This is a genomic window from Paenibacillus pinihumi DSM 23905 = JCM 16419 (genome assembly GCF_000422505.1).
Taxonomy (GTDB): domain Bacteria; phylum Bacillota; class Bacilli; order Paenibacillales; family Paenibacillaceae; genus Paenibacillus_D; species Paenibacillus_D pinihumi.
Genome location: NZ_KE383866.1, coordinates 50,541 through 75,264, shown reverse-complemented (window position 1 = coordinate 75,264; position 24,724 = coordinate 50,541). Strand labels below are relative to the sequence as shown.

Annotated in this window: 20 protein-coding genes; 19 read left to right on the top strand and 1 reads right to left on the bottom strand. The window is 46.7% G+C overall.

The features are described 5' to 3' along the window. Positions 1–248 precede the first annotated feature (248 nt). On the top strand, positions 249–974 hold the full coding sequence (gene gpmA / locus H583_RS0124155; RefSeq protein ID WP_036710903.1) for a 2,3-diphosphoglycerate-dependent phosphoglycerate mutase: 726 nt from the start codon (positions 249–251) through the stop codon (positions 972–974). Positions 975–1,022: 48 nt separating this feature from the next. On the opposite strand, the gene H583_RS34115 is transcribed toward gpmA, so the two are convergent. Further along, complete coding sequence (locus H583_RS34115) at positions 1,023–1,541, bottom strand: SMI1/KNR4 family protein (protein WP_051236929.1); 519 nt, start codon at positions 1,539–1,541, stop codon at positions 1,023–1,025. A gap of 146 nt (positions 1,542–1,687) precedes the next feature. Between H583_RS34115 and H583_RS0124145 the strand changes: the two genes are divergently transcribed. From H583_RS0124145 to H583_RS0124055, 18 genes are all read left to right on the top strand, one after another. Beyond that, positions 1,688–2,908 (top strand): GntR family transcriptional regulator, encoded by a 1,221-nt coding sequence (locus H583_RS0124145; RefSeq protein ID WP_028562728.1) that lies wholly within the window; start codon positions 1,688–1,690, stop codon positions 2,906–2,908. Positions 2,909–3,203: 295 nt separating this feature from the next. After that, positions 3,204–6,293 (top strand): alpha-mannosidase, encoded by a 3,090-nt coding sequence (locus H583_RS0124135; RefSeq protein ID WP_028562727.1) that lies wholly within the window; start codon positions 3,204–3,206, stop codon positions 6,291–6,293. A gap of 119 nt (positions 6,294–6,412) precedes the next feature. Next, the gene (locus tag H583_RS0124130; protein ID WP_154665974.1) at positions 6,413–7,324 is read left to right on the top strand and encodes an ABC transporter permease; all 912 of its coding nucleotides are present in this window, start codon (positions 6,413–6,415) and stop codon (positions 7,322–7,324) included. Between the two features lie 7 nt (positions 7,325–7,331). Further along, positions 7,332–8,231: a carbohydrate ABC transporter permease gene (locus H583_RS0124125; protein ID WP_245585994.1), complete on the top strand. Its 900-nt coding sequence runs from the start codon at positions 7,332–7,334 to the stop codon at positions 8,229–8,231. Positions 8,232–8,333: 102 nt separating this feature from the next. Continuing rightward, on the top strand, positions 8,334–9,986 hold the full coding sequence (locus H583_RS0124120) for an extracellular solute-binding protein (protein ID WP_028562724.1): 1,653 nt from the start codon (positions 8,334–8,336) through the stop codon (positions 9,984–9,986). A 500-nt stretch (positions 9,987–10,486) separates the two neighbouring features. Further along, positions 10,487–11,032 (top strand): SMI1/KNR4 family protein, encoded by a 546-nt coding sequence (locus tag H583_RS0124115; protein WP_161631214.1) that lies wholly within the window; start codon positions 10,487–10,489, stop codon positions 11,030–11,032. 443 nt (positions 11,033–11,475) lie between these two features. Beyond that, a complete protein-coding gene (locus H583_RS34110; RefSeq protein ID WP_051236926.1) occupies positions 11,476–12,132 on the top strand; it encodes a hypothetical protein in 657 nt (218 codons plus the stop codon). Between the two features lie 284 nt (positions 12,133–12,416). Further along, on the top strand, positions 12,417–14,249 hold the full coding sequence (locus tag H583_RS34105) for a sensor histidine kinase (RefSeq protein WP_036710900.1): 1,833 nt from the start codon (positions 12,417–12,419) through the stop codon (positions 14,247–14,249). Next, positions 14,242–15,042, top strand: a complete 801-nt coding sequence (locus tag H583_RS0124100) for a response regulator transcription factor (protein ID WP_028562722.1) — start codon at positions 14,242–14,244, stop codon at positions 15,040–15,042. Before H583_RS34105 ends, H583_RS0124100 begins: the two co-directional genes overlap by 8 nt. 110 nt (positions 15,043–15,152) lie before the next feature. Then, complete coding sequence (locus H583_RS0124095; RefSeq protein WP_028562721.1) at positions 15,153–16,451, top strand: ABC transporter substrate-binding protein; 1,299 nt, start codon at positions 15,153–15,155, stop codon at positions 16,449–16,451. A 299-nt stretch (positions 16,452–16,750) separates the two neighbouring features. Next, positions 16,751–17,443, top strand: a complete 693-nt coding sequence (locus H583_RS0124090; protein WP_028562720.1) for a hypothetical protein — start codon at positions 16,751–16,753, stop codon at positions 17,441–17,443. Positions 17,444–17,539: 96 nt separating this feature from the next. Beyond that, positions 17,540–18,373 (top strand): carbohydrate ABC transporter permease, encoded by an 834-nt coding sequence (locus tag H583_RS0124085; protein ID WP_081667572.1) that lies wholly within the window; start codon positions 17,540–17,542, stop codon positions 18,371–18,373. Beyond that, positions 18,357–19,211 (top strand): carbohydrate ABC transporter permease, encoded by an 855-nt coding sequence (locus tag H583_RS0124080; protein WP_028562718.1) that lies wholly within the window; start codon positions 18,357–18,359, stop codon positions 19,209–19,211. The genes H583_RS0124085 and H583_RS0124080 overlap by 17 nt, the downstream gene beginning before the upstream one ends. A gap of 18 nt (positions 19,212–19,229) precedes the next feature. Then, positions 19,230–20,585 carry an FAD-dependent oxidoreductase gene (locus H583_RS0124075; protein ID WP_036710894.1) on the top strand — a complete coding sequence of 452 codons (1,356 nt, stop codon included), beginning with the start codon at positions 19,230–19,232 and terminating at the stop codon, positions 20,583–20,585. 245 nt (positions 20,586–20,830) lie between these two features. After that, a complete protein-coding gene (locus tag H583_RS0124070) occupies positions 20,831–21,658 on the top strand; it encodes a hypothetical protein (protein ID WP_028562716.1) in 828 nt (275 codons plus the stop codon). A 161-nt stretch (positions 21,659–21,819) separates the two neighbouring features. Further along, a complete protein-coding gene (locus tag H583_RS0124065; RefSeq protein WP_028562715.1) occupies positions 21,820–22,722 on the top strand; it encodes a GIY-YIG nuclease family protein in 903 nt (300 codons plus the stop codon). 117 nt (positions 22,723–22,839) lie between these two features. Beyond that, positions 22,840–23,556 (top strand): hypothetical protein, encoded by a 717-nt coding sequence (locus tag H583_RS0124060; protein ID WP_028562714.1) that lies wholly within the window; start codon positions 22,840–22,842, stop codon positions 23,554–23,556. Between the two features lie 193 nt (positions 23,557–23,749). After that, entirely contained in the window at positions 23,750–24,718 is a 969-nt protein-coding gene (locus tag H583_RS0124055; protein WP_028562713.1) for an ABC transporter permease, read from the top strand. Positions 24,719–24,724: the final 6 nt, after the last annotated feature.

Here is a 24,724-nt window from a genome sequence, read left to right as displayed (position 1 = left end):
TTCGATAATGATTATCAACATCATTTAATATATCTTTTATTTGGAAGAGGTGTCAATGAAAAATTGTCAATCGTTTTTTTAGTACAGATAAAATCCCTGAACAGATAGCAAAGAAAGACCTAAGCCGGGGCTTTGATAAGCCCCTTTGGCAGACAATCTGCCGCTTTTCTAATGGAAGTGACTATTTGCTGCCGCATTGAGGCAAAATAAGAAAAATTTCCAATTGAAATATACTGGAGGTTCAAAGCATGGTTAAAAAAATAGTACTCATCCGTCATGGGCAAAGTGTATGGAATCTGGAAAATCGTTTCACAGGCTGGACCGATGTCGACCTGTCGGAACGCGGGCTCGAAGAGGCCAGACAGGCAGGAAGGATTTTGCATGCGAATGGCTATAGATTTGACCAGGCCTATACCTCTGTGCTGAAAAGGGCTATACGCACACTGTGGATTGCACTTCATGAAATGGATTTAATGTGGATTCCGATCGAAAAATCGTGGATGGTCAACGAGCGGCACTACGGTGCACTGCAAGGGCTGAACAAAGCGGAGACCGCCCGGAAGTATGGGGAGGAGCAGGTATGGCTATGGCGCAGATCGGCGGATACCAGGCCGCCGGCTCTTGATCCGTCGGATGAGCGATATGAGGCTGCGAGCCCCAAATATAAGGGGGTACAGGTTCCGCTGACAGAAAGTCTGCTCGATACTGAAGACCGGATGGTAAAATACTGGAACGATCACATTGTGCCCGCAATCCGGGCTGACAAGAAAATTATGATTTCGGCTCATGGTAACACGATTCGGGCGCTTATCAAATATTTGGACGGGCTGCCCGCCGATGGAGTGGTGGAGCTGAACATTCCTACCGGTATTCCGCTTGTTTACGAACTGGATGACAATCTCAAGCCAATCCGGCATTATTACCTGGGGATGGACGGAGAGATTGAAGAGGGAAACATTCCGGACAAAATCTAGTGGTTTTTATCCTGACACAAAATGAGCATGATGTATCAAAAGACCAAGCTACTTCCAATTCCAAAACTCCTGCCCCTGGCAAATAGTGAGCCGCTCCAGCCACTCTGTGAAGGTTAACGCTATAGGTATTGCATCTTCCATTTGATCCATTGCGTCCAGAAAGAATAGATAAGATTGATCCCTTTGCTGGTATTTCACAGAGTCCACACATATAGCTCCGATCCGATGGTCTGTCCAGGCAATGGGATAACAGTGCTGCGGCAGTTGCTCAAGTGTTCCTGCAATAGCAGTAATTTTATCCAGGCTTAACAGCTCCGTTCCTCCGCCATAATAAGGCTGTTTAAACAGAACGGCTCCATTATGCTGTTGTAAAAACCGTTTATAATCATCCGGAAAGCACCAATTATTTTTATCTGTAAATATATGTATTTCTGATTCTGTTATTGATTCATTCCAGGAGCATACTAACGGACCTGAACCCAAACCTGGGATAAGCCTAGAAAAGGGTATGTCCGTGGTGTGATGTTTTAAGAATTCGATAATTTCCAATACGTTGGTGGTTTGCATTGTTTGCTCCTTTTGATAGTGTCTTTGTTGCTATTATACGCTTTTTTTCGTCTTAATTCTTAATTACTTCCCCACAATGGTTGACAAACCCATACCAAAATATATATTGTATATATAAAATAAGCGTTAGGATAAATGGTGACAGAATGAATTCAACGAACCGCACGCCGTTGTATAAGAAGGTCCAGGATTATATCCGTGAGTTGATTCGCACCGAGAATCTGGTAGAAGGTGACCGGATACCTACGGAAAAAGAACTCATGGAACGTTTTCAAGTGAGTAAAATTACTGTCGTAAATGCCATGACGGGGTTGGCAAGTGAAAATGTCATTACCCGGGTGCCGGGCAGAGGCAGCTTCGTTGGTGTAACGAGTTCTCAGACAGAAAGCCAAATAGAAGAGCAAGAAGAAGAGAGCGCCGCGGTAGATGATTCTAGTGAAAAAGCGGAGAAGGCGAACAAGCAGCCGCAAGCAAGCATCATCAAAAGCACGAATAAAATTATCGGCGTCATTATGCCGTTCATTCATGATTATTTTTCAATTCGTCTCATAAATGGCATTCAGCAGGCCTTGGCCGAAAAGGGCTACAAAAGCATGATTATGCTTTCTGAAGGGCATCTGCAGCAGGAGAAGGATGCGATTCGAACATTAAAAGATACCGGGGTAGAGGGATTGTTGATCTTCCCGCTCGATGACCAGCAATACAACGATGAAATATTAAGCATGAAGCTGGACAGCTTTCCTTTTGTGCTCATTGACCGCTATTTGCCAGGGATTGAGACCAATTTTATCGGTTCAGACGGGCGGCTCGGGACGCAGCTTGCTGTCGATCATTTGTGGCAGCTCGGGCACCGGGAAATTGCCATTTGCTCAGACTCCCCGCTTCAAACGGTAACTGTGCAGGAGCGGATCGATGGCTACATGAATGCCATGAAGGAGAAGGGTGCGCTCATTAACCCGGCTCATATCATTACCGGTTTTCGGCTGAACAATGCCATTGATTCGGCTGATCATCCGCTCTATCGTTATATCCGCAACCGGATGGCGACAGCGTATATTACGCTTAACGGCGAATTGAGCGTGCATATTTATCAGATGGCCGAACGTGCAGGGCTTAAGGTGCCGGAGGATCTGTCTATTATTTCATTTGATGATCCGACGTCTATCGTTGAGGATTTCAGTATTTTTACACACATCAAGCAGTTTGAACACTCTATTGGCAAGCAGGCTGTTATCAGATTGGTTGACGCGATACAAGAGCGGCAGTCTGAGGAAGGTGCCCAACCGAAATACAGCAAGCATCTCATGGAGCCGAAGCTCATTATCCGCAAAACAACCGGCCCGGTGGGGACCAACTTTTATTTATAATCCAAGGCATTCGTTCATCACTGGAAGCAATCTCTTGAATCAACAATTGCAGGAATTTTCCAATTGGATTCAAAGAGGGCTTCCGTGATGCGGCGGATGCCTTTTTTCTGTTCAGCAGTGCAGGTTTCAAAGCATTCTTTATATATAATCCTTGTGGATATTCATATTTATTATGTATTATTAATATGTTTGATATTGACATATTATATATATTATATTAAAGTGATTTCAAGACATTGACGATGGACCCGCTTATAGGCAGCATGAATTTGGAATACGAAGAAGGAGACTAGCGATGCCATACGAAACCGTGAAGCCGGAGCAGTTGAGGGCGTTTTTAAGAGATATTGAACAGCATATTTACAAGCCGATTGCTGAACTGGAGGTCGCCGCATGGGTAACCAGCGAGCCGGTGCCTTATAATGAACGCAAGTCCGGCAAGATGCTGGAGCTGAAGCCGGGAGACAGATGGGGAAATTTATGGGATTGCGCCTGGTTTCATTTTAGAGGAAGCGTCCCCGCAGCAGGACTTGGTGAAAAGGTTGTGCTCCTGATCGATGTGAACGGAGAAGTATGCCTTGTGGATGAAGATGGCTCTCCAGTGCAGGGCTTGACCAATATAAATTCCGAGTTCGACTATTCGCTCGGGCTGCCGGGCAAGCGTGTCGTGCATGTAAGCGATTGCTCGAAGGGAGGGGAAATCATTGACCTGTGGGGAGATGCGGGCTGTAATGATCTGTTTGGACGGTACCGCAGCGGAACGCTGAAGGAAGCCGTAATAGCGGTTTGCCGGGAAGAGGTCAGAGGGCTGTATTACGATGTTGAGGTCCTGCTGGAAACCGCAGAGAAGCTGCCGGAAGGAAGCGCGCGCAAGTCCCGCATCTTCAAAACGCTGTATGATGTATCGTTGTCACTTCGTGAAATGAGTGCGCAGCTTGTTGCGGAAGCGCGACAGACTTTGGGCAAGCAGCTTGCAATGAAAGGCGGAGACTCCGTACTCACGGTTAGTGCAATCGGTCATGCGCATATTGATCTCGCATGGTTATGGCCGATCCGGGAGACAATCCGCAAGGGCGCCCGGACTTTCTCTACCGCACTCCGGATGATGGAACGCTACCCGGACTACATATTCGGTGCCAGCCAGCCACAGTTATACGATTGGATCAAACAGCATTATCCAAAGCTGTATGATCAGGTCAAGGAGCGAATCCGGGAAGGCCGCTGGGAACCGCAGGGTGCGATGTGGGTAGAATCCGATACGAATGTTCCCGGGGGCGAAGCGCTTGTAAGGCAGGTTCTATATGGCAAACGGTTCTTCGAACAGGAATTCGGCATGGAGATGAAATCGCTGTGGATGCCGGATGTGTTCGGCTACTCGGCCAGTCTGCCACAGATATTGAAGCTCTCCGGTGTCGATTATATGATGACCCAGAAGTTGTCTTGGAGCGTGTACAACAAGCATCCCCATCATACGTTCATGTGGGAGGGCATCGACGGTTCGCAGGTGCTGACCCATATGCCGCCGGAGGATACGTACAACAGTCCTGCTGCACCGCGGTCGGTTATCAAGCTGGAGACGGATTATTTGGATAAAAATATTTCGGAACACGCCCTCATGCTGTTCGGCATTGGCGACGGCGGAGGCGGCCCGGGAGAGGAGCATCTGGAGCGCCTGTCACGGGAGAAAAATCTGCTGGGCCTGAGCCCGGTTGTGCAGGAGCCTTCACATGTATTCTTTGAAAAGCTCAGTGCAGACTCCAAGCGGTACCAAACATGGCGGGGCGAGCTGTATCTTGAGAAGCATCAGGGGACATTGACCAGCCAGGCGCGGAACAAACGTTACAACCGCAAGCTGGAGAAGGCGCTAAGGGAGCTGGAGTATGCCGCAGTCCTAGCAGCTCTGCCGCCAGCGGGTAACGATCAGCCTTTGCTCCCTTATCCGGCAGAAGAGCTGGAGGCCATCTGGAAGGAAGTTTTGCTCTATCAGTTCCATGATATTTTGCCGGGATCTTCAATCAAGCGTGTCTATGATGAATCACTGGAGCGATATGAGATTCTGCTGAACAGGGTAGAGCAGCTTATTGCGGAGCGGTACGATGCGCTTGCCAGCCGGATGGCTGCAACGAAAGCGGATGCCGGCGATCAGATTGCTGTGTTCAACTCCTTGCCGTGGGAGCGTGAGGAATGGCTTAGAACAGACGATGGACATTGGCTTCATGTTCATGTTCCGGCAATGGGGAGTGCCGTTGCAGGCAAAGCGGATATCACAGGTGAAGCGAGCGCGGACGAGTCCAATGTACGCACTGATTCATCAGTAGTTCAAATAACGATTCCAGCTTCTTCATCTGTGCAGCAACTTGACAACGGTTTACTCACGGTCACTTTTGCAGCAGATGGAACCATTCTTTCTATCTATGATAAAGAATGCGAGCGTGAGGTCATCGCAAAGGGCATGTTTGCAAACGATCTGCGGATTTATGATGACCGGGGTGACGCCTGGGATTTCCGGCACGATTACAGACAGACAACAGGAACGAAGCCCGAACTGGTCGAAGCATCGTACTTTCAGAATGGACCTCAAACAGGTATCATTCATCATTACAGGTTCGGTGATTCAACCTTCTCCCAGAAAGTTGTGCTCACGCAGGGCAGCCGAAGAATCGACTTTGTGACGAAGGCCGACTGGCGGGAATCGGAGAAAATGCTTCGCACCTCGTTCCCGGTCGATATTCGCACGGATGCGGCGGCTTGTGAAATTCAGTTCGGCTATTTGAAACGTCCGACGCACCGCAATACGATGTGGGACTATGCCAAGGATGAAATTTGTGCCCATCACTGGATCGATCTGTCCGAGCCGGATTACGGGGTGGCTCTGCTCAATGATTGTAAATACGGGCATCGTGCAGAGGGCAATATACTCGATCTGAATTTATTGCGCAGTCCGAACTATCCCGATCCGGAAGCAGACCGCGCCGAGCATGAATTTACGTACTCGCTGTACCCGCATCAGGGAGACCATGTACAGGCGGAAGTTTACAAGCGAGGTTATGAGCTGAATGTTCCGCTGCGGACAGCAGATGTAAAACATGATCCTGAAGCAGCCGGTCAAGCTCCAACTCAGCCTGTGTTCAGTCTTGATCATCCCAATATAATGATCGAGGCAATCAAGAAAGCGGAGGCGGACGGCGATATCATTGTCCGGCTGTACGAGACAGCGGGCTCGAAGGCATCTGCGGCAGTGCATACAGCGCTTCCGGTGTCAGAGGCCTGGCTGGCTGACTTAATGGAGAATAAACTGGATAGCATCGATATTGAGGATGGCAAGGTACAGCTAAGCTTCAAACCATTTGAAATTCGGACACTCCGTTTCTCTTTGCAAGGATAATGGTCTAACCTCTTGGGTTAATGAATCCAGTTTACACGGTGAATCCAAACATAGCTTCAGGAAAGGGAAGACAGTCTTCCCTTTCCTGGATAACTACTTCAATGTCAGGAGGTTTGGCTATGAGCTCATCCCCGCTGTTCAAGCGGATTTGGAAACATAAGATTTTCTATTTGTTCATGCTTCCCGGCATTATCTGGTTTCTTATTTTTTCGTATGTTCCTTTATACGGTGTGCAGGTGGCATTTCGGGATTTTAATTTCTCCGGAGGCTTTACAGGGAGTCCGTGGGCAGGGTTCAAATATTTTAATCAGTTCTTTGATTATTATCAATCTGCGGACATCATCCGCAACACGATTGTTATCAGTCTGATGAAGCTGCTTATCGGCTTTCCGATGCCAATTTTATTGGCGATATTATTGAATGAAGTTCGGGTGATTAAATTCAAGAAAGTTGTGCAAACGCTTTCTTATCTGCCTTATTTCGTTTCCTGGATTGTGGTTGTCACCTTGATGCAGCGGCTTTTGACCCCATACGGCGGTCCGGTAAATGATTTGCTTGGATTGTTTGGCATGGAGCCGATTCAATTTCTCAACAATACGTCCTGGTTTTATCAGATTATTCTCGGTTCAGATATCTGGAAGAACATCGGCTGGAACTCCATCATTTACATGGCGGCCGTTGCGGGGATCGACCAACAGCTTTATGAAGCGGCCAAAATGGATGGCGCCGGACGTTTTCGTCAAATCTGGCATATTACATTGCCGGGCATCCGCAATATTGCGGTGATTCTGTTCATTTTGTCGGTCGGGAGCCTGATGAGTGCCGGATATGAGCAATTGCTGCTTCTGAATGGACCGGCCACAGCCGGGATCGGCAGTGTGCTGGATGTGCATGTCATTACCTCGGGAATAAGTCAAGGACGGTTGAGTTATGCAGCCGCTGTGGGTCTTTTTCAAAGCCTGATTGCCCTTATTCTGATCGTGACCGTTAACCGGATTGCCCGCAAGGTTAGCGATGTATCTCTTTTCTAAGGAAGTGATGCGTTTGAAACGTCAGTTTTCTCTATTTGATATTGCCAATACGATTTTTCTGGCACTAGTCGGCTTTTCGATGATCTATCCGTTCATTTACATTTTGGCCTATTCGCTCAATGACGGCAAGGACTCCATGATGGGTGCAATCTATTTCCTGCCCCGTCAATTTACACTGGAGAACTATGCCCAGGTGTTCGAGAATGCGAAAATCTGGCAGGCTTATAAAATTACCATTTTTCGCACGCTTATCGGCACCTTCCTTCATGTGCTGCTCTGCACCTTGATGGCGTATGCGCTGTCCAAGAAGACGTTGCCAGGCAGAACCTTTTTCACCTTCTATATCTTCCTGCCAACGATTTTCAGCGCCGGGTTCATTCCGTTCTTCATTACTTTGCAGAAGCTGAATCTGATTAATAACTTTTGGGTGTATGTCATTCCGATGCTGTTCAACTTTATGCATATTGTCATCATCCGCACCTTCCTTCAAGGCATTCCGGAGGAGCTGGAGGAATCGGCGAAGATTGACGGGTATAACGATTTTCAAATCTTTACGAGAATCATTCTGCCGCTGTCCGGTCCGGTGCTGGCTACAATATCGTTGTTTATTGGGGTTGCGCATTGGAACGACTGGTTTGCCGGAGCTTATTATGTGTCCAACAAGGATCTGATACCGGTACAGACACTCCTTCAGCAGATGCTGACAGAGGCCGAAGCCTTGTCATCCTCCATGCAGCGTGCAGCCCAGCAGGGCGGACAGACGATTAACGTCAGTTCGGCAGGGGCGACGCCGGAATCACTGCGGATGGCGCTGCTTGTCATTACCGTATTCCCGATTTTATGCATATATCCGTTCTTGCAGCGCTATTTTGTAAAGGGTGTCATGATCGGTTCGGTCAAAGGTTGATTGCACCCGTCGCATCATAAATTATGGTTGACGTATTGGATAACGGCCGCTTTTACAAGCGGCTTTATCATACCATTTCATAGATATAATGGAGGGTTGGTTATGGGGAAAAAGGGATTTCGTTTTGCTTCAATTATGCTGGCTGCTGTGCTGATGAGCGGATCGCTGTATGGCTGCAGTACCAGCAATTCCGGGCAAGGCTCCTCATCTGAGGGACAGGATGGCGAGGTCGTCACACTGAAGGTGCTTCATAACTGGAATGGGTCATCCGGGGCGGACACGGATATGACGCCAATTACCCGGCTTATTGAGGAGAAAACAGGGGTCCGGGTCGAGTGGGAATATACGAAGGGGAGTGAGGCAGAGAAGGTTAACCAGATCTTTACGACACAGGACTTGCCGGATATATACACGGGCCCGGCTTGGGGCGGCGAGTTGGACAGCATCATCAAGGCGGCGAAGGAGGATCAGCTCGTCGATCTGTCCGATAAGCTGGATAAGTATCCGAATCTCGCGAATTTGATAGCCCAGGAGAACGTACCGCCAGCGCTCTATGAGAAGGCGATTGATGCTTACGGGGGCAAAAAATATTTGCTGTTCCAGAACCAGCCTGCAACAGACAAGGACGGAATCGACTGGCTCTATGGCTTTTATGTGCGCAAGGATCTTGCAGAAGAAGTTGGTGTAGACCCGCAATCTGTCAAGACAAAGGATGATCTGTATCAATTGATGAAAAGGATCAAGGATGCCAATCTGAAGGCGGCAGGCTTGCCAGTCATTCCGTTCGGCGGCTTTCACAACGGCTGGGCAGTGGGAATAGGCAACAATATGTTCTACCCGACCGAATATTTGGACAGTGGCAATGGCGAACTGAAATATGTCTTCATGGATAACGCGTATGATAATTATGTGCTGTACTATCGCAAGCTGATCTCTGAAGGTCTCCTTGATCCGGAAGCTTTCACCCAGACCGACCCGATTGCACAGGAAAAAATCAAGCAGGGACGCGTCGCCATATTGGCAGCTCATTACCCGGCTATTCTGGATGCTTCCAAGGATTATGTCAAAGCGAATCCGGGCAGCGACTATGTGCCGGTCGGCCCGCTGGAGCGTGCAGGCGCTGAGCCGGACCGTCCGGCTGATCTCCGCATACAGGGCAACAATGTGACCGTAATTCCTAAAAAATCCAAAAACGTCGAAGCCGCATTGCGCTTGCTGGACTTCCTGGCTTCTGACGAAGGTTTCCTGCTGACACGCTACGGCATTGAAGGCACGCATTGGGAAATGAAAGACGGCAAGCCTGTGGCAAAGCAGGAATTTTTCGATAAGTTTACAGAGGATGCAACAGGCAAGGCTCGTAAAAATGAAGGGATTGGCATCGGGTTTGAGTCCATCTCGGGCCAGGATCGGCTGAATTCCTTGGGCAGCGGCGATATCTGGGCCGATCAGGACCGCAATGCAGCGATGGATTTCGCACGCCAGATTCTGCGGCCGAACGGTACGAAGATTATAACCGCCTTTAGCCCTGGCGATGTCATTACCAAGTCGCCACAGTGGGAAAATCTCAAGCCTTCGATGGATAAGGTCGGCGATGCATGGAAAGAAGCGGTATATGCCAAATCCGATGAGGCAGCACTGAAAATCATCAACGACCTGCGCGGCCAGTTGAACAAAACAGGCTTGCCAGAGGCCATGCAGTTCGTGAACGAGCAGCTAAAGGGGAAAGAGGTTGTGAAGTTTGGGATGACGAATTGATGCGAACTCATAGGTGGAAACCATAGGAAATCGTATTCTTCATGGATTGTCACAGCCGGTGATTTCTTAATGCATCAATCGCTCCATAATAACCACGAACGTACTTTGCTTTATTGTTTTCTATCATAGAATCAACTTCTGATAAAATGGATTTTGTTACAGGATGTAGCAGCCTGCATTTTACCAGATGGAGGAAATATGGCAATCTATTTCTTGTCGGTATATTCTGTTTATGATATGCTTACAATAGAAATAAGGGAGGCGCTACCCTCCCCCGTCAGTGTAGGCTTGATGCCGGTACGCTGGTCTTAAATTAGATCGCAGCAGAAACCCACCGAAGGTCTTCAGCCTTTAGCGGTGGGTTTTTGTTTTGAACCCGGACCATTTGCGGCATTATGGTGATTTATTAGGTGTAAAAGTTGAGTTATTAACTTATGTGTTACCATTTTATAATGGAAGGGTTTATATATATTATCTGCAGAGAGGGTAAGTGGAAATTTATGAATGAAGAAGATTTATTCCCGCCATTAACTATCGAATCATTAGTTGAAATGGTGCGAAGATTCAGCGACAGTAAATCAGAAATCTATCACATGGGAGCCGTAGTTAATTATTTCTTTAAGATGAATCCGCCTGCTCAAAGCTCCGATATAGCTTTAATTGAAAGTGAATGTGAAGTGAATTTACCTTGTGAGTATAAAAGCTTCTTAACGCTCGTTAATGGGCTGCAATTTGGAAATGCGGAATGTGAAATTTGTTCTGTTGAGAGTGTAATTGATTATTATTATGCATTTGGAGATTTCTACCCGCCTAACATGCTTGTCATCGCTACTGCCGCAGGAGCTTCTATTCATATTTTGCTTCAAATTAATGAGGACGGATACAAACTATACGCAACATCTGCTATTGGAGATGACTACATTTGGTTACTAAGTGATGATAACCTGCTGAGCTTTTTCGATAAGTTTATTAGCACCTACGGTTTTCCTTTTTGGAAAATGTACAAAGATGAAAGCACTGCGGTCATAAAATTAAATGTAGATTGAAGCACGGAGCGCTCAGGCGCTCCCTTTTTATTTTCCTGTGTGATGCGATGAACAAAAACAATAAACAAATCAGCCTTTTTTCCGGAAATGCATTTTACCAATAGGGAAGAAGAACTCTTATATTACATAGCCGCTGGATATTCAAATGATGAGTTCGCCGGTCAGTTATCGGTTATGAGACAAAGCCTTAAAAGGCTGAAAAACTTACAAAGGGGGTAGCAGTTCACAACTTCATTTACGTCAACGAAATTTTTCCAATTGTCGAAGGATTTTAGCGAAAAAAGAAGAATTATACGATAATAAGCCGGATTTGTGTTAATATAAGGAATTTATAAATTATTTCTTTATAAATGCTTTATATTTCACGCAAAAATTTTCTGTCATAAGACGGCGAAGCTGTTGCGCTTAGGAATGCCGCAAATAAGGAAAATAAAGGAGATTGAATGAAAATTACTAAAAAGTTTATTGTATTTTTGCTGCTTGCTATCCTTGCAAGTATCACACTCAGTTGGCATGAGGTAAGCCTGAAACTTGTTCTTTTAAGCACGGGTATCGTCTTTTTTGTGATAATTGCCCCGACACTCTACACGATTCTGTGGGAGAGAAATCCTGATAAGATTGAACGTTTTTTAAAGTCCCAGCAAGGCCAACCCTACTACCAGCTTGTTTACGCAATAGCCAATGAGCAGGAGAAGGAGACGCAGCAGATGATGGATATTTTGCTGCAAAAATCCAAACAACGCCATACGCAGGCTTTATACGCATCGATGTACGCTTTTTACAAAAAGGATTTGAATGCTTTAAGGCATGAGGCAGAGCTGATCAGACAGCCGGATTACCGCCGTTATTATCAGACGTATGTATTCCTGGAGGAAGGACGGTTCAGCGAAGCGGAAACCGTAATCCCCACGATCTCCAAGACATGGATGAGGACCGCGCTGCAATCACACAGTGAAAACAAGCAGGGGAATATGGAAGAGGCGATGAAGCTCGCAGTGCAAGCCATTGCACAGACGCGAGGCCTGCAACTGTACGTTATGGTTAAAACGTATCAGCGTGAATACCCGGAGTTGAGATTTCAAGAAATGACCGCCAGTTAGAGGTTTACGTTGACCAAGCTATTCGGTAACCATTTATGCCTGGCTTGAATTCGCAGGCCAACAAGCGTTGTTTCTAGTCTTTCCGACAACATAATGAACATGCGTCTAAGGGAGCTGTTCCGGCCGGGACAGCTCATTTGCTGTTTTCCGAATATACAGCTGAATCTAAAGATCACGTACCTTTTCTAAATTTGGCAGGATAGGAATCAAACGGTGAAACGGGTACGATAAACCTCGATTATAGACATGTAAACGATTTAAAAAGCGAATGAGGAGAACTGTTTATGATGGAGCGGATCAGCGCTTGCTTAAGAAATTTAAATCTGCATACGAAGCTGCTGCTGCTGTTTCTTGTGTTGATACTGCTGCCTCTGGGCATGCAGGGGGTGGTCACCTACCGGCATTTCTCGCAGACCATCGATCGCAAGACGGAGCAGTTTACGATTGATATTGTCCGGCAGGTTAATGCGAACCTGAACCGGATGCTCAAAGACTTGGAGCGGTTATCGCTTTTGCCGCTCTATGACCAGATGGTATTGAACATTTTGGGTAAATATGATGCTCCCATGGGTTCGGCAGCCTGGGCATTGTCTGACGATTATTTGAAGATGAAGCTGTATACATCCGGACAGGCTTATGACCGCCCGGAAATTCGCGGCATTCATCTGATCAGCAATAGCGGCATTCTTTTCTCCAATGTGGATTCGCTGGCCATTGAGGCCGTATGGGACAGCAGGAGGGACCCGTGGTTTAAAGAACTCAGCGCTTCTGACGGACAATGGCTGCTGATCCCGCCTCATGAACCAAGCTATTATACCGGACAGAATGCGGAGCCGTACATTTCTGTCGCCAGAGCGATCAGAGATCCGGGCACGCTCAGGCGGCTTGGCTATATTCTGATTGATATCAAGCTGGAGGCGTTTCGTCAATTAATATCCAATTTGAACTTTGAGCAATATGCCAGTCTGATGATTGTGGACAGCCAGCAGCGTCTGTTGTTTGAACAGGCCTCGGCAGCCGGATTGTCTGCTTATGACAAGCTGTTCAAAAATGGAAGACTTCAGCAATTTGAGAATAACCAGAGGGTTGTGCTGGATGGAAAGGACTATCTGTATGTGCAGCATTACTCCGGTTACTCTGGTCTGTCGGTCGTAAGTCTAACGCCGATTGCCATTATTCAGAAGGAATCTGGCGAGATCATGACCTTCACCTTCTGGTTTGCTGTTGTCTGTATGCTGGTCGTAACGGTATTGGCAGCTATATTGTCTTACCGGATTACGCATCCGCTGATCAAGCTGAAGCAAAATATGGTGCGGGTGGAGCAGGGGGATTTCAGCCAGCGAGTTGCCAGCTTCAGCAATGATGAATTTGGCCAGCTTAGCCGGGGCTTCAACCGGATGATGGAGGAAATTGACCGGCTGTTCAACGAGGTGTTTATTCTTGGCATCCGGGAGAAAGAAGCGGAGCTGTCCGCCCTGCAAAGCCAGATTAACCCTCATTTTATTTATAACACGCTGGAATCCGTCAACATGATGGCCGTTAGGCAGAAGCATGCAGAAGTATCCGTGATGGTCACGGCTCTAGGTAAGCTGCTGAGATATACGATTGACAAGGTGGACCGTCTGGTTCCGCTGCAGGAGGAAGTCGCCTTTGTGGAATCCTATGTGCGCATTCAACAGGTGCGTTATGGCGGGAAGCTTCAAGTTATTTATGAAATCGATGAAAATGTAACTACTTGCCAGATTCCCAAGCTGATTTTGCAGCCGCTGGTAGAAAACGCTGTCTATCACGGGCTTGACGGCCGGGAGGAAGGAGGCATGATTTGGATTTTGGCCATGAGGTTTGGGGATGAATTGCTGCTCACGGTCCGGGATAATGGCCGGGGCTTGAATGACGGAGAGATTGAGGCACTCAATAAGTCGATCCATGAGCAGCCTTCTTATCAATCGTTAAAGAGCAATGATGGCGACAAGCTGGGGCTGAACAATATTTATCAACGGATCAGGTTCATTTATGGCGAGGCGGGCAGTCTGATTGTGGATGGCAGTCCTGGTCAGGGGCTAGCGGTTACCATTTCAATACGAATTCAGGATATGGGGGATGATCGGCATGTATAAGGTATTGCTGGTAGAGGACGAGATTGAGATTCGTCAAGGCATGCGGGAACTGATCCGGCAAGCGGCCCCGCAATTCGGAGTAACAGGCGAAGCAGCCAGCGGAATTGAAGCGCTGGCCTATCTGAAATGCGAGATGCCCGATTTGCTCATCACTGATATCCGGATGCGGGAGATGGATGGACTGACCATGGTATCGAAGGCGAAGGAAATGTACCCCGAGCTGCTGATCATTATAATTAGCGGCTACGGGGAATTTGAATATGCGCGCAAAGCAATCGAGTACGGGGTGTTCCATTATTTGCTCAAACCGATTGAGCGTCATGAGCTGGTCCTGGCCATACAGAAAGTTCAGGTACTGCTCGATCGCCGGTATGGCGTTTCTGCTTTGCAGCAATCTGCGGCTGTGCCGGAAGCGTCTCCCGGCAGCAACGGCGGTGATACGCGCAAAATCATCCGTGACGTGAAGGAGTATGTCAAGCTGCACATTGACGGCGATTTGCGTTTGCAGACCGTAGCCGCATGTGTGAGTCTGAATGCCGCTTATTTGAGCCAATTGTTCAAGAGCGAGACGGGCATCAATTATTCGGACTATATATCTGAAGCGCGGATGGAGAGGGCGAAGTGGCTGCTGGCCCATACCCGGTTGAAAATTTATGATGTAGCCCGGCTGTCCGGCCATCAAAGCCCGAAGCATTTTATGCTGGTATTCAAGCAGCAATTTGGAGTAACCGCCGGAGAGTTCAGGGACCGCTTCAGCGGTGAGGGCGGGCAGTCAGATGGCGATTCCGGGTAAGACATAAAAATTCCGTACTATTTCTGCAGCTGGCGTGATTTAAGTGAAGACAGCGCTTCCGCTATACTCAAGTTGTCGTTCAATCAACCAGCTAATAAGGGGGAAGTTCAATGAAAAAGGCCGGACTGATGCTTATCTTCGCATTAATGGTCGCGTTGTCATTCGGCTGCAGCAGCTCGAATTCTGGCAGCGGCAGCAATCCGAAAGAGACCTCGAAGGAAAAGGATGAAATTGAACTAAAGTTCATGATGTGGGGCAACCAGGCCCATATGGACATGTACAACAAGCTGATTGAAGGTTTCACGCAAGAAAACCCGGGTATTAAGGTGACGATGGAATCTGTGCCGTTTGCAGATTATCAACAAAAAATCTCTGTACTGGCTGCCGGCCGCTCGCTGCCGGATATTGCCTGGGTATCTGAACGCATGGTGCCGCAATTCAAGGCCAATGGCATTTTGGCGGATGTCTCGAAATTCAAGGAGGATGCGGAGTTCAAGCTGGACGACTACATTCCAAGCACGCTTGATCTGTTTCGTGATGGTGACCAGTTGCTTGGCCTGCCGTTCTCGACACCTCCAGTCGTCATGTTCTACAACAAGACGCTATTCGACAAGGCTGGTCTGACTGATCCGAATACGCTTGCCGCAGAGGGTAAATGGAGCTGGGAGCAATTCGAGAATTCAGCCAAAGCAATCTCCAGTAAAGATGCCAAAAATCGGGTGTATGGCGCGAATTTCTTCCGCGACTGGAAGACGTGGGCGATTTTGTCTGCGTATTCCTGGTCGTACGGCAGTGGCCCTTTTAATAACGATATGACGGCATTCACCTGGAATGACCAGTACGGGATTGAAACGTTCAAGCTGCTGGAACGCATGATGTTTACGGATGAATCCCACCCGAAGGCAGGGGAGCAGGTCAGCTTTGATGCGGGAAATGTCGGCATGTTCTTTGATAATTACAGCTATGTATCCAAAGCTAGAGAGATTACAGATTTTGAGTGGAGCATTGCGCCAATGCCGGCCGGTTCACAGGGCAGTGTATCGATGCTGGGTCAGGCTGGCTACACCATGTTCAAGGATAGCAAACATCCGGAGGAGGCGATGAAGCTGCTCAAGTATTTTGCCAGTGAGCAGGGCATTCAGGCGACTGCCACCTACTTCGTGCCGCCGCGTACATCGGTGCTGAACTCGGATGCATTTATTAATCAGCCGAACAACCCAAGCAAGGAGCATATCATTCAGGCGGTTATTGATGAGATGCCAAAATCACGCATTATACCGGGTCATACCCGCTGGCAGGACATCGATAATGCTGTTTTGCAAGGTTTTGACCGGCTGTTCGGCCAAGCAGGAACCCCGGAAGACAATCTGGCTCATATAGAAGCCGAGCTGAAAAATATTTTTCAATAAAAGTAAATTCCGTAAAAGGGACTCAATTTAAAATAAGTGCTTGAGGGCCTAACGTCGCAAGAGCGGAGAGAAAGAGGGAGGCTGGAGAAGCGCAGCGGTCGCCTTTGTTCGCGGATTTCAACCACGTACAGGGAGGAATACAGGAAATCCGGGAACAACAGCGATCGGAAGTCCCCTCTTTCTCGGAGCGCTCCCCCAAGTTGGTGTTAAGCACTGATTTCTGTGTAGAGCCGTAAATAGAGAATGAAAGCATGCGGTTCGAAATATGAACCGCTTCTTTTATAGAGGAGGCAATCAGGATGGCACGATTGAAGGAAGCATTAAGCAAGTGTGAGCTGTCATTAGTTGTCAGTCTGCCCGCCAATGACGCGGCACTGGCCAAGGCGGCGCTGGAGGAGGGAGCAGACGGGCTGAAGGTGCACTATAATGTAGGGCATCGGGCAAGCGGCAATCATTTTGGCCCGCTGGATGAATATATAGAAATCTTTCGCGAGATTCGGAAACAATTCGACGGCCCGCTTGGCGTAGTGCCATCCGGCAGCGTGGAAGGGGCACGGCGCGAGGATATCGGGCGGCTCGCAGAGCTTGGCTTTGATTTCTTTTCCATATATGCGCATCATCTGCCTTCCTTCATGCTTGGGGAGCTGGGGATGGACAGAACCTTTGCCATCAATGAACAGTATGACCTGTCTATCGTAAAGTCGGCCCGTTATTATGGATTCACGGCGCTGGAGGCTTCGATTATTCCCGGCACAGAGTACGGGACGCCGCTTTGCTTCGCGGATGTGCTGAAATACCGTTATCTCGTTGAGCAGGCCCAAGTGCCTGTAATGGTTCCTTCCCAGCGCAAGCTGATACCGGAGGATGTAGAGCCTTTGCGGGATACGGGTGTCAAGGCGATCATGCTGGGGGCAATCGTGACGGGGAAGACGGAGCAGCAGCTCCGCAAGGCAGTAAGCGGATTTCGCAACGCGATCGACAGATTGAGCTAGAGGGCGGTGAATCTTGTGAAGAAAGCAGGCAAGCGCCAAAGAAGAGGCCCGCTAGCCAGAGAGGCACAAATTACGGGCTGGCTGTTCGTATCGCCAATGGTGCTAGGGTTTATACTGCTGCTGCTGTTTCCGCTTGGCTTGGCACTCTATATGAGCTTGACGGACTGGCCGCTGCTGGGTGAATACCGTTTTATCGGCTTGGATAATTACCGGCATATTTTATCTGATGCTATGTTTTGGAAGGTTTTCGGCAATACCGTTTATTTCACGGCCGGACTTGTCCCGTTCAATATCGTATTAGCCTTGCTGCTGGCACTGCTGTTGTCCAAAAGCATGCGCGGAATCGGATTGTTCCGTACCGCGATATTCGTACCGGTGATGACCTCCCTGATCGTGTGGGCCATTGTGTGGAAGTATATGTTTGCCACCGATTCCGGACTGATTAACCAGGTGCTGCTGCTGCTGGATATTAAGGGCCCGGCATGGCTCTACAACAAGGACTTGGCTATGCCGGCAGTTATTGTAACCAGTGTATTGAAAAATGTCGGCCTGAACATGATACTGTTCATTGCGGCGATCCAGCAAGTACCGCGTTCCCTGTATGAAGCCGCAACGCTTGATGGGGCAGGAAAAGCAAAGACGTTTTTCAACGTCACTTTGCCCATGATTACGCCTACCGTGTTTTTGACCGTTGTCATGACTGTCATTGGGTCCCTGAAGGTTTTTGGCCAAATTTATGTCATGACGCAGGGCGGACCGAACAATAGCACGAAGGTGCTGGTTTATTATATATGGGAAAAGGCGTTCAAAATGTTTCAACTCGGCTATGCATCATCGCTTGCATTCGTCCTGTTTGTTGTTGTGCTCGTATTGACCTTGCTGCAATGGCAGCTCCGAAAGAGGTGGGTGTTTAATGAAGGCGACGCATAAGCCGTCTTTTCGCATGACTTCCGGTGCTGTCGGCACATATAGCGTGCTCACGATCATTTCGTTTATTATGATTGTGCCGTTCCTGTGGATGATTTCCACTTCGTTCAAGGAACCGCAGAATATCTTTACGTACCCGCCTCAATTTATACCGGCCACATTCCGGTTTCAGAATTATATTGACGTATTTAATTTGATTCCATTTCACCGGTTTTATTTTAATAGTGTTTATATTGCCTTGCTGGTCGTGCTCGGAACGGTGTTTTTTGCCTCATTGTCCGGCTATGCTTTTGCAAAGATCCCGTTTAAAGGACGGAATGCGGTCTTCCTGGTGCTGCTCAGCGCCATGATGATTCCGCATGAAGTAACGGCCATTCCCATGTTTTTATTCATGCGGGAGCTGAACTGGATTAATACGCATTTGCCGCTCATTTTGCTGCCGATCTTCGGGGCTGGCGGAATATTCGGCATCTTCGTCATGCGGCAGTTTTTCATCACCGTTCCGGTTGAACTGGAGGAAGCGGCCATGATAGACGGCTGCAGCCGGTTCAGAATCTATGCGCAGATCATGCTGCCGATCGCAAAGCCGGGGCTGGCGACCCTAACTATCTTCACCTTTGTTACGGTGTGGAACGAGTTTTTTGATCCGTTAATTTTTATTAATTCCCGTGAGCTGATGACATTGCCGCTCGGTCTGTCGTTATTTACGGATGAAGTCGGAACGGCTTGGCACTACCTGATGAGTGCAACGGTAATGGCAACTGTACCGCTGTTAATCGTGTTCTTCCTGGCACAGAGGCAGTTTATTGAGGGTGTGGCCATGACCGGATTAAAAGAATAGGGAAGAGGAGTGATCGGATTGAGCAGAAGTAGTCACGCTAAAATCGTGGAAGCAGATGTTGTCATTGTAGGAGGCGGACCGGCGGGCATAACGGCAGCGATTGCCGCCGGAAGACAGGGCGTGCGGACCATTCTAGTTGAGCGGTACGGCTTTGTTGGCGGCATGTCAACTGCTGCAATGGTCTATCCTTGGATGACGTTCCATACTGACTCTGGTGAACAGGTAATTAAGGGCATCGCGCAGGAAATTGTAGACCGGTTGCAGGAGCGGGGCGGATCGCCGGGACATCTGCGGGATACGGTCGGATTTGTGCATACCCTTACACCTTACCACCCGGAAGTCTATCAGGTGGTGGCAACCGATATGCTGCGGGAAGCAGGTGTCAAGCTGCTCTTGCACAGCTTCGTGGATGGGGTGGAGATGACGGACAATACGATCTGTGCTGTACGGATTACCAATAAGTCCGGCCGGACAGAACTCAGGGCAAAAGTGTTCGTGGATACAAGCGGCGATGCGGACGTGGCCCACTTATCCGGGGCAGAAACGGTGCAGGGTCGTGACGGTGACCGGCAGTCGCAGCCGATGACCATGAAGTTCAGAATGCGCGGTGTCGATCTGGCCAAGGTGAAGGATTATATGCAGCAGCACCCGGAAGACTTTTATGAGAAAACGCCGGTTGATCAGCTTTCGGACATTCCGCTGACCGGGGTAAGCGGCTTCTACTCGCATTGGAAAAAGGCCAATGTGCCGGTCAATCGCGATCAGGTGCTGTTCTTCACAGGACCGGCTGAGGATGAAGTGCTGATCAACTGCACCAGAGTACAGGGGCTTGATGCGACGAATGCAGAGGATTTGACCCGTGCCGAGCAGGAGGGGCGCAAGCAGGTGCTCATGATAGCCGAATTTTTGCAGCGTGATGTACCGGGCTTCGAAAAGGCATCGATTTCGGCAGTTGCCCCGCAAATTGGGATTCGGGAATCCCGGCGCATCGTCGGCCATTATGCGCTGGCCAAGGAGGATGTCATTGCCGGCCGCAAGTTTGACGATGTCATTGCCAGAAGCGGATATCCGATTGACATCCATGATCCGTCAGGCAAAGGAGTTGTGGCCGCCTTTATTGCAGGAGACGGGGCTTATGACATTCCATACCGGTGTCTCATTTCCTGCAATGTACGCAACCTTCTGGCAGCAGGACGATGCATCTCGACTACGCATGAAGCGCTGGCCACGACCCGTCTGACACCAAGCTGCATGGCTACAGGCCAGGCGGCCGGAACGGCGGCTGCCTTGTCGGTGCTCCTGGAGGCTGAGCCGCTTCTTGTGCCGGTTGACCGGCTGCAGGAGGAACTGCGCAAAGAGAAGGCTGCGATTTAGCAGCCATGGTTGAAGCCGACTCTCGTGAAGGGGGTCGGTTTTTTTGTATCAAACTCAAATAGAAATGATAATGAAAAGACTCTAAGACACTTGGATGAACAGGATGAATTAATAGAAGCGAGCAGACCGTTAGAATGAAACTATTCAATAAAGTAAGTCTATGAATAAATAAACACGCCATGTACACCTGTCGGACACATCTTAATTATATACTCTGAGTATCAAATGACTTGGAGGAATTAATCATGACAAACACAAGCATGAAAAAAGCCGCAATTATTTTGAGTGCCACCGTTGTTCTAACTGCATTTTCGGGTCAAGCCTGGGCTGAGCAAGGCACAAAAGGTACAAATACAGCACCGGCTGTTTCAGTAGCGAAGTCAGCTAGCAAAAATCCTTATTATGTTGCCGGGATTGATGATCCGGCAGTATTCACAACCTATTTTGCAAAATTACAGAAAGCTGTCGAGGATAACAAACCAAAAGAAGTAGCTGATCTGGTTTCCTATCCTATGAATCTAAATAAAGATAACAAAACATTTGTGATTCATAACAAGAATGAATTTATTAAGAAATATGATCAAATCTTCACTTCCCGTGTACGTGAACAGCTGTCAGCTCAAAAGGCTGATAAGGTGTTTGTGAACTGGAAAGGGATTATGGTTGGTGAAGGTGACTTGTGGATCGGCATACAGAACAATAAACTTGGGGTTATTGCGGTAAATATTATTAAAAATCCATATGAAGCTGCCGGTATCAAAAATGCAATAGAATTTGAGCATTTCTTTAATAAGCTCCAAAAAGACGTTAGCAAAGGCAATAAATCCGAAGTAGCAAACACCATCGCATACCCGTTGAAAGTAAACAGCAAGGGAAAAAGCATAGAAATCAAATCTAAGAAAGACTTTATTGCAAAATACGATATAATCATCACGGCTAATGTTAAGAAGAAGTTATTAGCTCAAAAAGTTGATATAGTAGTTGCCAACTGGAAAGGTGTTATGATCGGTGACGGGGCTCTATGGGTTGGACAGTTTGGAGAGCAAATTGGGGTGTTTGCTGTGAATCAGTGATTGGCAATTCCATATACAATATGTTTCGAATTACCGCCTTGTCAGGCGGTTTTTTGTATTTATAGTTTTGATGAGATGTTTGTATGATTAAAGTTCATTATCTTCCATAATATAGTATAATGATTATTAGTAAGGCATTGCTAAATTTCGGGGGAAATGAAATGAGAGGTAAATCCATAAAACTTTATATCATGAGTGAAAAAGAAAAAAATCTGAAGACCGCTGAACTTAGTAACTGGACCGGTAAAGCATATATAGGTCAAAGGAAGCATGTTCAAGTATTTCAGAATTTTGAAGAGTTAACCGCCCCAGGTATATATTTTTTAATTTCTGAAATAGAGGATTCTTATCAGAAGAAAATTTATATCGGGGAGGCGGATGAAGTAAATAAGAGAATTGCCGATCAATTTAAAAGTAAAGACTGGTGGAGCGATGTTGTTATTTTTATTAGTAAAGATACTAATTTAACAAAATCTCATGTAAGATATCTTGAAAAAGATTTGTTTGAGGTCGCTCGAAGAAGCCAGACTTCTATAAAAATTAGTAATTCGAATAATCCTCCTGGCTCTAAATTGCCGCTCTCAGATTGTGACGATATGAAAGATTTTAGTGATAATATTATATTTGTTTTAAGTCATTTAGGTATTCTAGATTTTACAAAGGCTCAGGCACTAGAAGGTCAAAAAAATAATGAAATGAAACAAGAGGAAACAATCTTCTATTTAAGCGTTCCTGGAGTAAAAGGTGAGCAATCAAGACAAGCAAAGCTGATTATCATAGAGAATAGATATAGGCTTTTAAGCGGTTCTTTTATAAGAAAGGAACATGTTAATAGTTTTTCAAGTCATAATTATGTCAAGTTGAGGAAACAACTTGAAGCAGAGGGTTATTTTAAATTTTCAGACAACGATAGTTTTTTTGAGTTAACTAAAGATATTGATTTTACAGCCCCCTCGGCAGCAGCGGCTATTGTAAGGAATAGTTCCATGAATGGAAGAAAAGAGTGGAAGTTAAAAAATGGAATAAGTTTAGATGAATATGAGAGTAGAGATGATGTGCATTAAAGAATTATTAAGAAATTAACGTTTTTCCCTACATATAACAAGGAGGAAAAGCAAATAAAAGATATAACAAACGAACTAATTTCAAAAATCGGTATTTATGGAACTGTATTATCTTTCATGTTAATAATATTGAAGTTAAAACCAATTACTATACTATCTTCAGGAATAATAGAACAAAAATTATTTTCTAAGGAGAAGAGGTTTTTAATTAAATTTCTTAAAATTATTTTAGAAATATTTTTTACGATTATAACGTTGTTGGCATTTACTGTGACTTTATTTAGTAGTAAAAATTTATACAACAATATACTTGTTATAGTTTGGGTAATTATTTTTCTTGTTTATTTGTTTACTATTTTATGGCTAGTTGAAATTAAGAAGATGAACTTTTTTGATGTATTCAAAAAAAGGTCGTCCTCTAATATCCTTTTATATGTATTACTAAGTTTGTTTTTTTTAAGTTTATATTTGTTACCTAGTTATTTTGTTGGAACTACTTTTTACGCTGAAATCGTATCGCAGGCTCTTAGTTTTTCTGAAAGACTGGGAGTTTTATTAGGGTTATCAGTTATTTATCTTGTTACGTGCACAGTATTAATTCCAATATCTCATATTGCAACAAAATTTCTTAACTTTAGGGATTTAAATCCGATTAACAAAGCAGTATTTATTAAGTTAGGGGATGAAAAGTGGTTTTTATCTCATCAGGTAGGTCAAAAAACTTATTATTTAATGGATGATCCTAATCCTGATAAGAGTAGTAAATTCAAATTTATGAAAGAAGAAGAGCTTCTAACTCAAATTTTACAAGTAGAGAATTACGAAAATGTATAAAGCCTTCAAATATTTTTAACACAGGGTCCAGCGGCTTAAGCTGGACTTTTTCTTGCTCCTATTTATTTTCCCCTCCCCCAAACCCGAAATTTTGTTACCAATAACAAAATTCCAACCCTTAACCACCCCCCAGCGTCTGCCCTATACTAATTCTACTGGCAAGCACATCAGCAGAAATGGGGGAGAAGCCGCTATGGATTTAAAGATTCGTAAGCAGAAACAACCGCACACAGAGACGCCCGCCAAAAGCAGAGGCTCAGACTTCATCCGGCGGCTAAAGCAGCAAAAGCTGTTACAACTCATGGCTTTATCCGGAATGGTCTGGCTACTAATCTTTCACTACATCCCGATGTACGGCATTATCATCTCCTTCAAAGAATTCAATATTGTCCGTTCTATCGCGCAAGCTCCGTGGGTGGGACTGGAGCATTTCCGGGCATTCTTCGAGGATGACAGCCTGCCCTACGTCATCAAGAACACACTCGGCATGAGCCTGCTCAAGCTGATTATCGGTTTTCCACTGCCGATTCTGTTCGCCTTGTTCCTGAACGAGCTGCGTTCCATCCGATTTAAAAAAGCCGTGCAGACCATCTCGTATTTGCCGCACTTTCTGTCCTGGGTCATCCTCGGCGGTATCTTGACCACCTGGCTGGCCGATGTCGGGATCATCAACAAGCTGTTGCTGGCAATCGGGGCGATCAACGAACCAATCAGCTATCTCGCAGAGCCCGGTTACTTCTGGGCCATCGTCATCAGCTCAGACATCTGGAAGGAGCTTGGATGGTCGGCGATCATCTATCTTGCTGCCATTACAAGCGTGTCGCCAGAACTGTATGAAGCTGCCACAATCGACGGGGCAGGCCGCTTTCAGAAAATGTTTTACATCACATTGCCGATGATCAAGGGTACGATCACGATCCTATTCATTCTCGCCGTCAGCGGAATTTTGAATTCCAACTTCGACCAAATTTTTGTACTGAAAAACCAGCTTAACGAAATATCCAGCAACGTTATCGACACTTATGTATATCAGGTCGGTATTTCGCAAAGCCGTTATTCCTACGCAACAGCTGTTGGTCTGGTCAAGTCCGTCATTGCGTTCATGCTTCTGCTAGGTGCGAATTCCATTACGAAGAGAATGAACAACACATCATTATTCTAAATTTGG

What these genes read in the sequence shown, in the direction of transcription:
- H583_RS0124060 (WP_028562714.1), top strand. Translation starts at nt 22,840, where the DNA reads ATGTTAATAATATTGAAGTTAAAACCAATTACTATACTATCTTCAGGA.
- H583_RS0124135 (WP_028562727.1), top strand. Translation starts at nt 3,204, where the DNA reads ATGCCATACGAAACCGTGAAGCCGGAGCAGTTGAGGGCGTTTTTAAGA.
- H583_RS34115 (WP_051236929.1), bottom strand. Translation starts at nt 1,541, where the DNA reads ATGCAAACCACCAACGTATTGGAAATTATCGAATTCTTAAAACATCAC.
- H583_RS0124070 (WP_028562716.1), top strand. Translation starts at nt 20,831, where the DNA reads ATGACAAACACAAGCATGAAAAAAGCCGCAATTATTTTGAGTGCCACC.
- H583_RS0124115 (WP_161631214.1), top strand. Translation starts at nt 10,487, where the DNA reads ATGAATGAAGAAGATTTATTCCCGCCATTAACTATCGAATCATTAGTT.
- H583_RS0124100 (WP_028562722.1), top strand. Translation starts at nt 14,242, where the DNA reads ATGTATAAGGTATTGCTGGTAGAGGACGAGATTGAGATTCGTCAAGGC.
- H583_RS0124055 (WP_028562713.1), top strand. Translation starts at nt 23,750, where the DNA reads ATGGATTTAAAGATTCGTAAGCAGAAACAACCGCACACAGAGACGCCC.
- H583_RS34110 (WP_051236926.1), top strand. Translation starts at nt 11,476, where the DNA reads ATGAAAATTACTAAAAAGTTTATTGTATTTTTGCTGCTTGCTATCCTT.
- gpmA (WP_036710903.1), top strand. Translation starts at nt 249, where the DNA reads ATGGTTAAAAAAATAGTACTCATCCGTCATGGGCAAAGTGTATGGAAT.
- H583_RS0124095 (WP_028562721.1), top strand. Translation starts at nt 15,153, where the DNA reads ATGAAAAAGGCCGGACTGATGCTTATCTTCGCATTAATGGTCGCGTTG.
- H583_RS0124130 (WP_154665974.1), top strand. Translation starts at nt 6,413, where the DNA reads ATGAGCTCATCCCCGCTGTTCAAGCGGATTTGGAAACATAAGATTTTC.
- H583_RS0124145 (WP_028562728.1), top strand. Translation starts at nt 1,688, where the DNA reads ATGAATTCAACGAACCGCACGCCGTTGTATAAGAAGGTCCAGGATTAT.
- H583_RS34105 (WP_036710900.1), top strand. Translation starts at nt 12,417, where the DNA reads ATGATGGAGCGGATCAGCGCTTGCTTAAGAAATTTAAATCTGCATACG.
- H583_RS0124085 (WP_081667572.1), top strand. Translation starts at nt 17,540, where the DNA reads ATGGTGCTAGGGTTTATACTGCTGCTGCTGTTTCCGCTTGGCTTGGCA.
- H583_RS0124090 (WP_028562720.1), top strand. Translation starts at nt 16,751, where the DNA reads ATGGCACGATTGAAGGAAGCATTAAGCAAGTGTGAGCTGTCATTAGTT.
- H583_RS0124120 (WP_028562724.1), top strand. Translation starts at nt 8,334, where the DNA reads ATGGGGAAAAAGGGATTTCGTTTTGCTTCAATTATGCTGGCTGCTGTG.
- H583_RS0124065 (WP_028562715.1), top strand. Translation starts at nt 21,820, where the DNA reads ATGAGAGGTAAATCCATAAAACTTTATATCATGAGTGAAAAAGAAAAA.
- H583_RS0124080 (WP_028562718.1), top strand. Translation starts at nt 18,357, where the DNA reads ATGAAGGCGACGCATAAGCCGTCTTTTCGCATGACTTCCGGTGCTGTC.
- H583_RS0124125 (WP_245585994.1), top strand. Translation starts at nt 7,332, where the DNA reads ATGCGTTTGAAACGTCAGTTTTCTCTATTTGATATTGCCAATACGATT.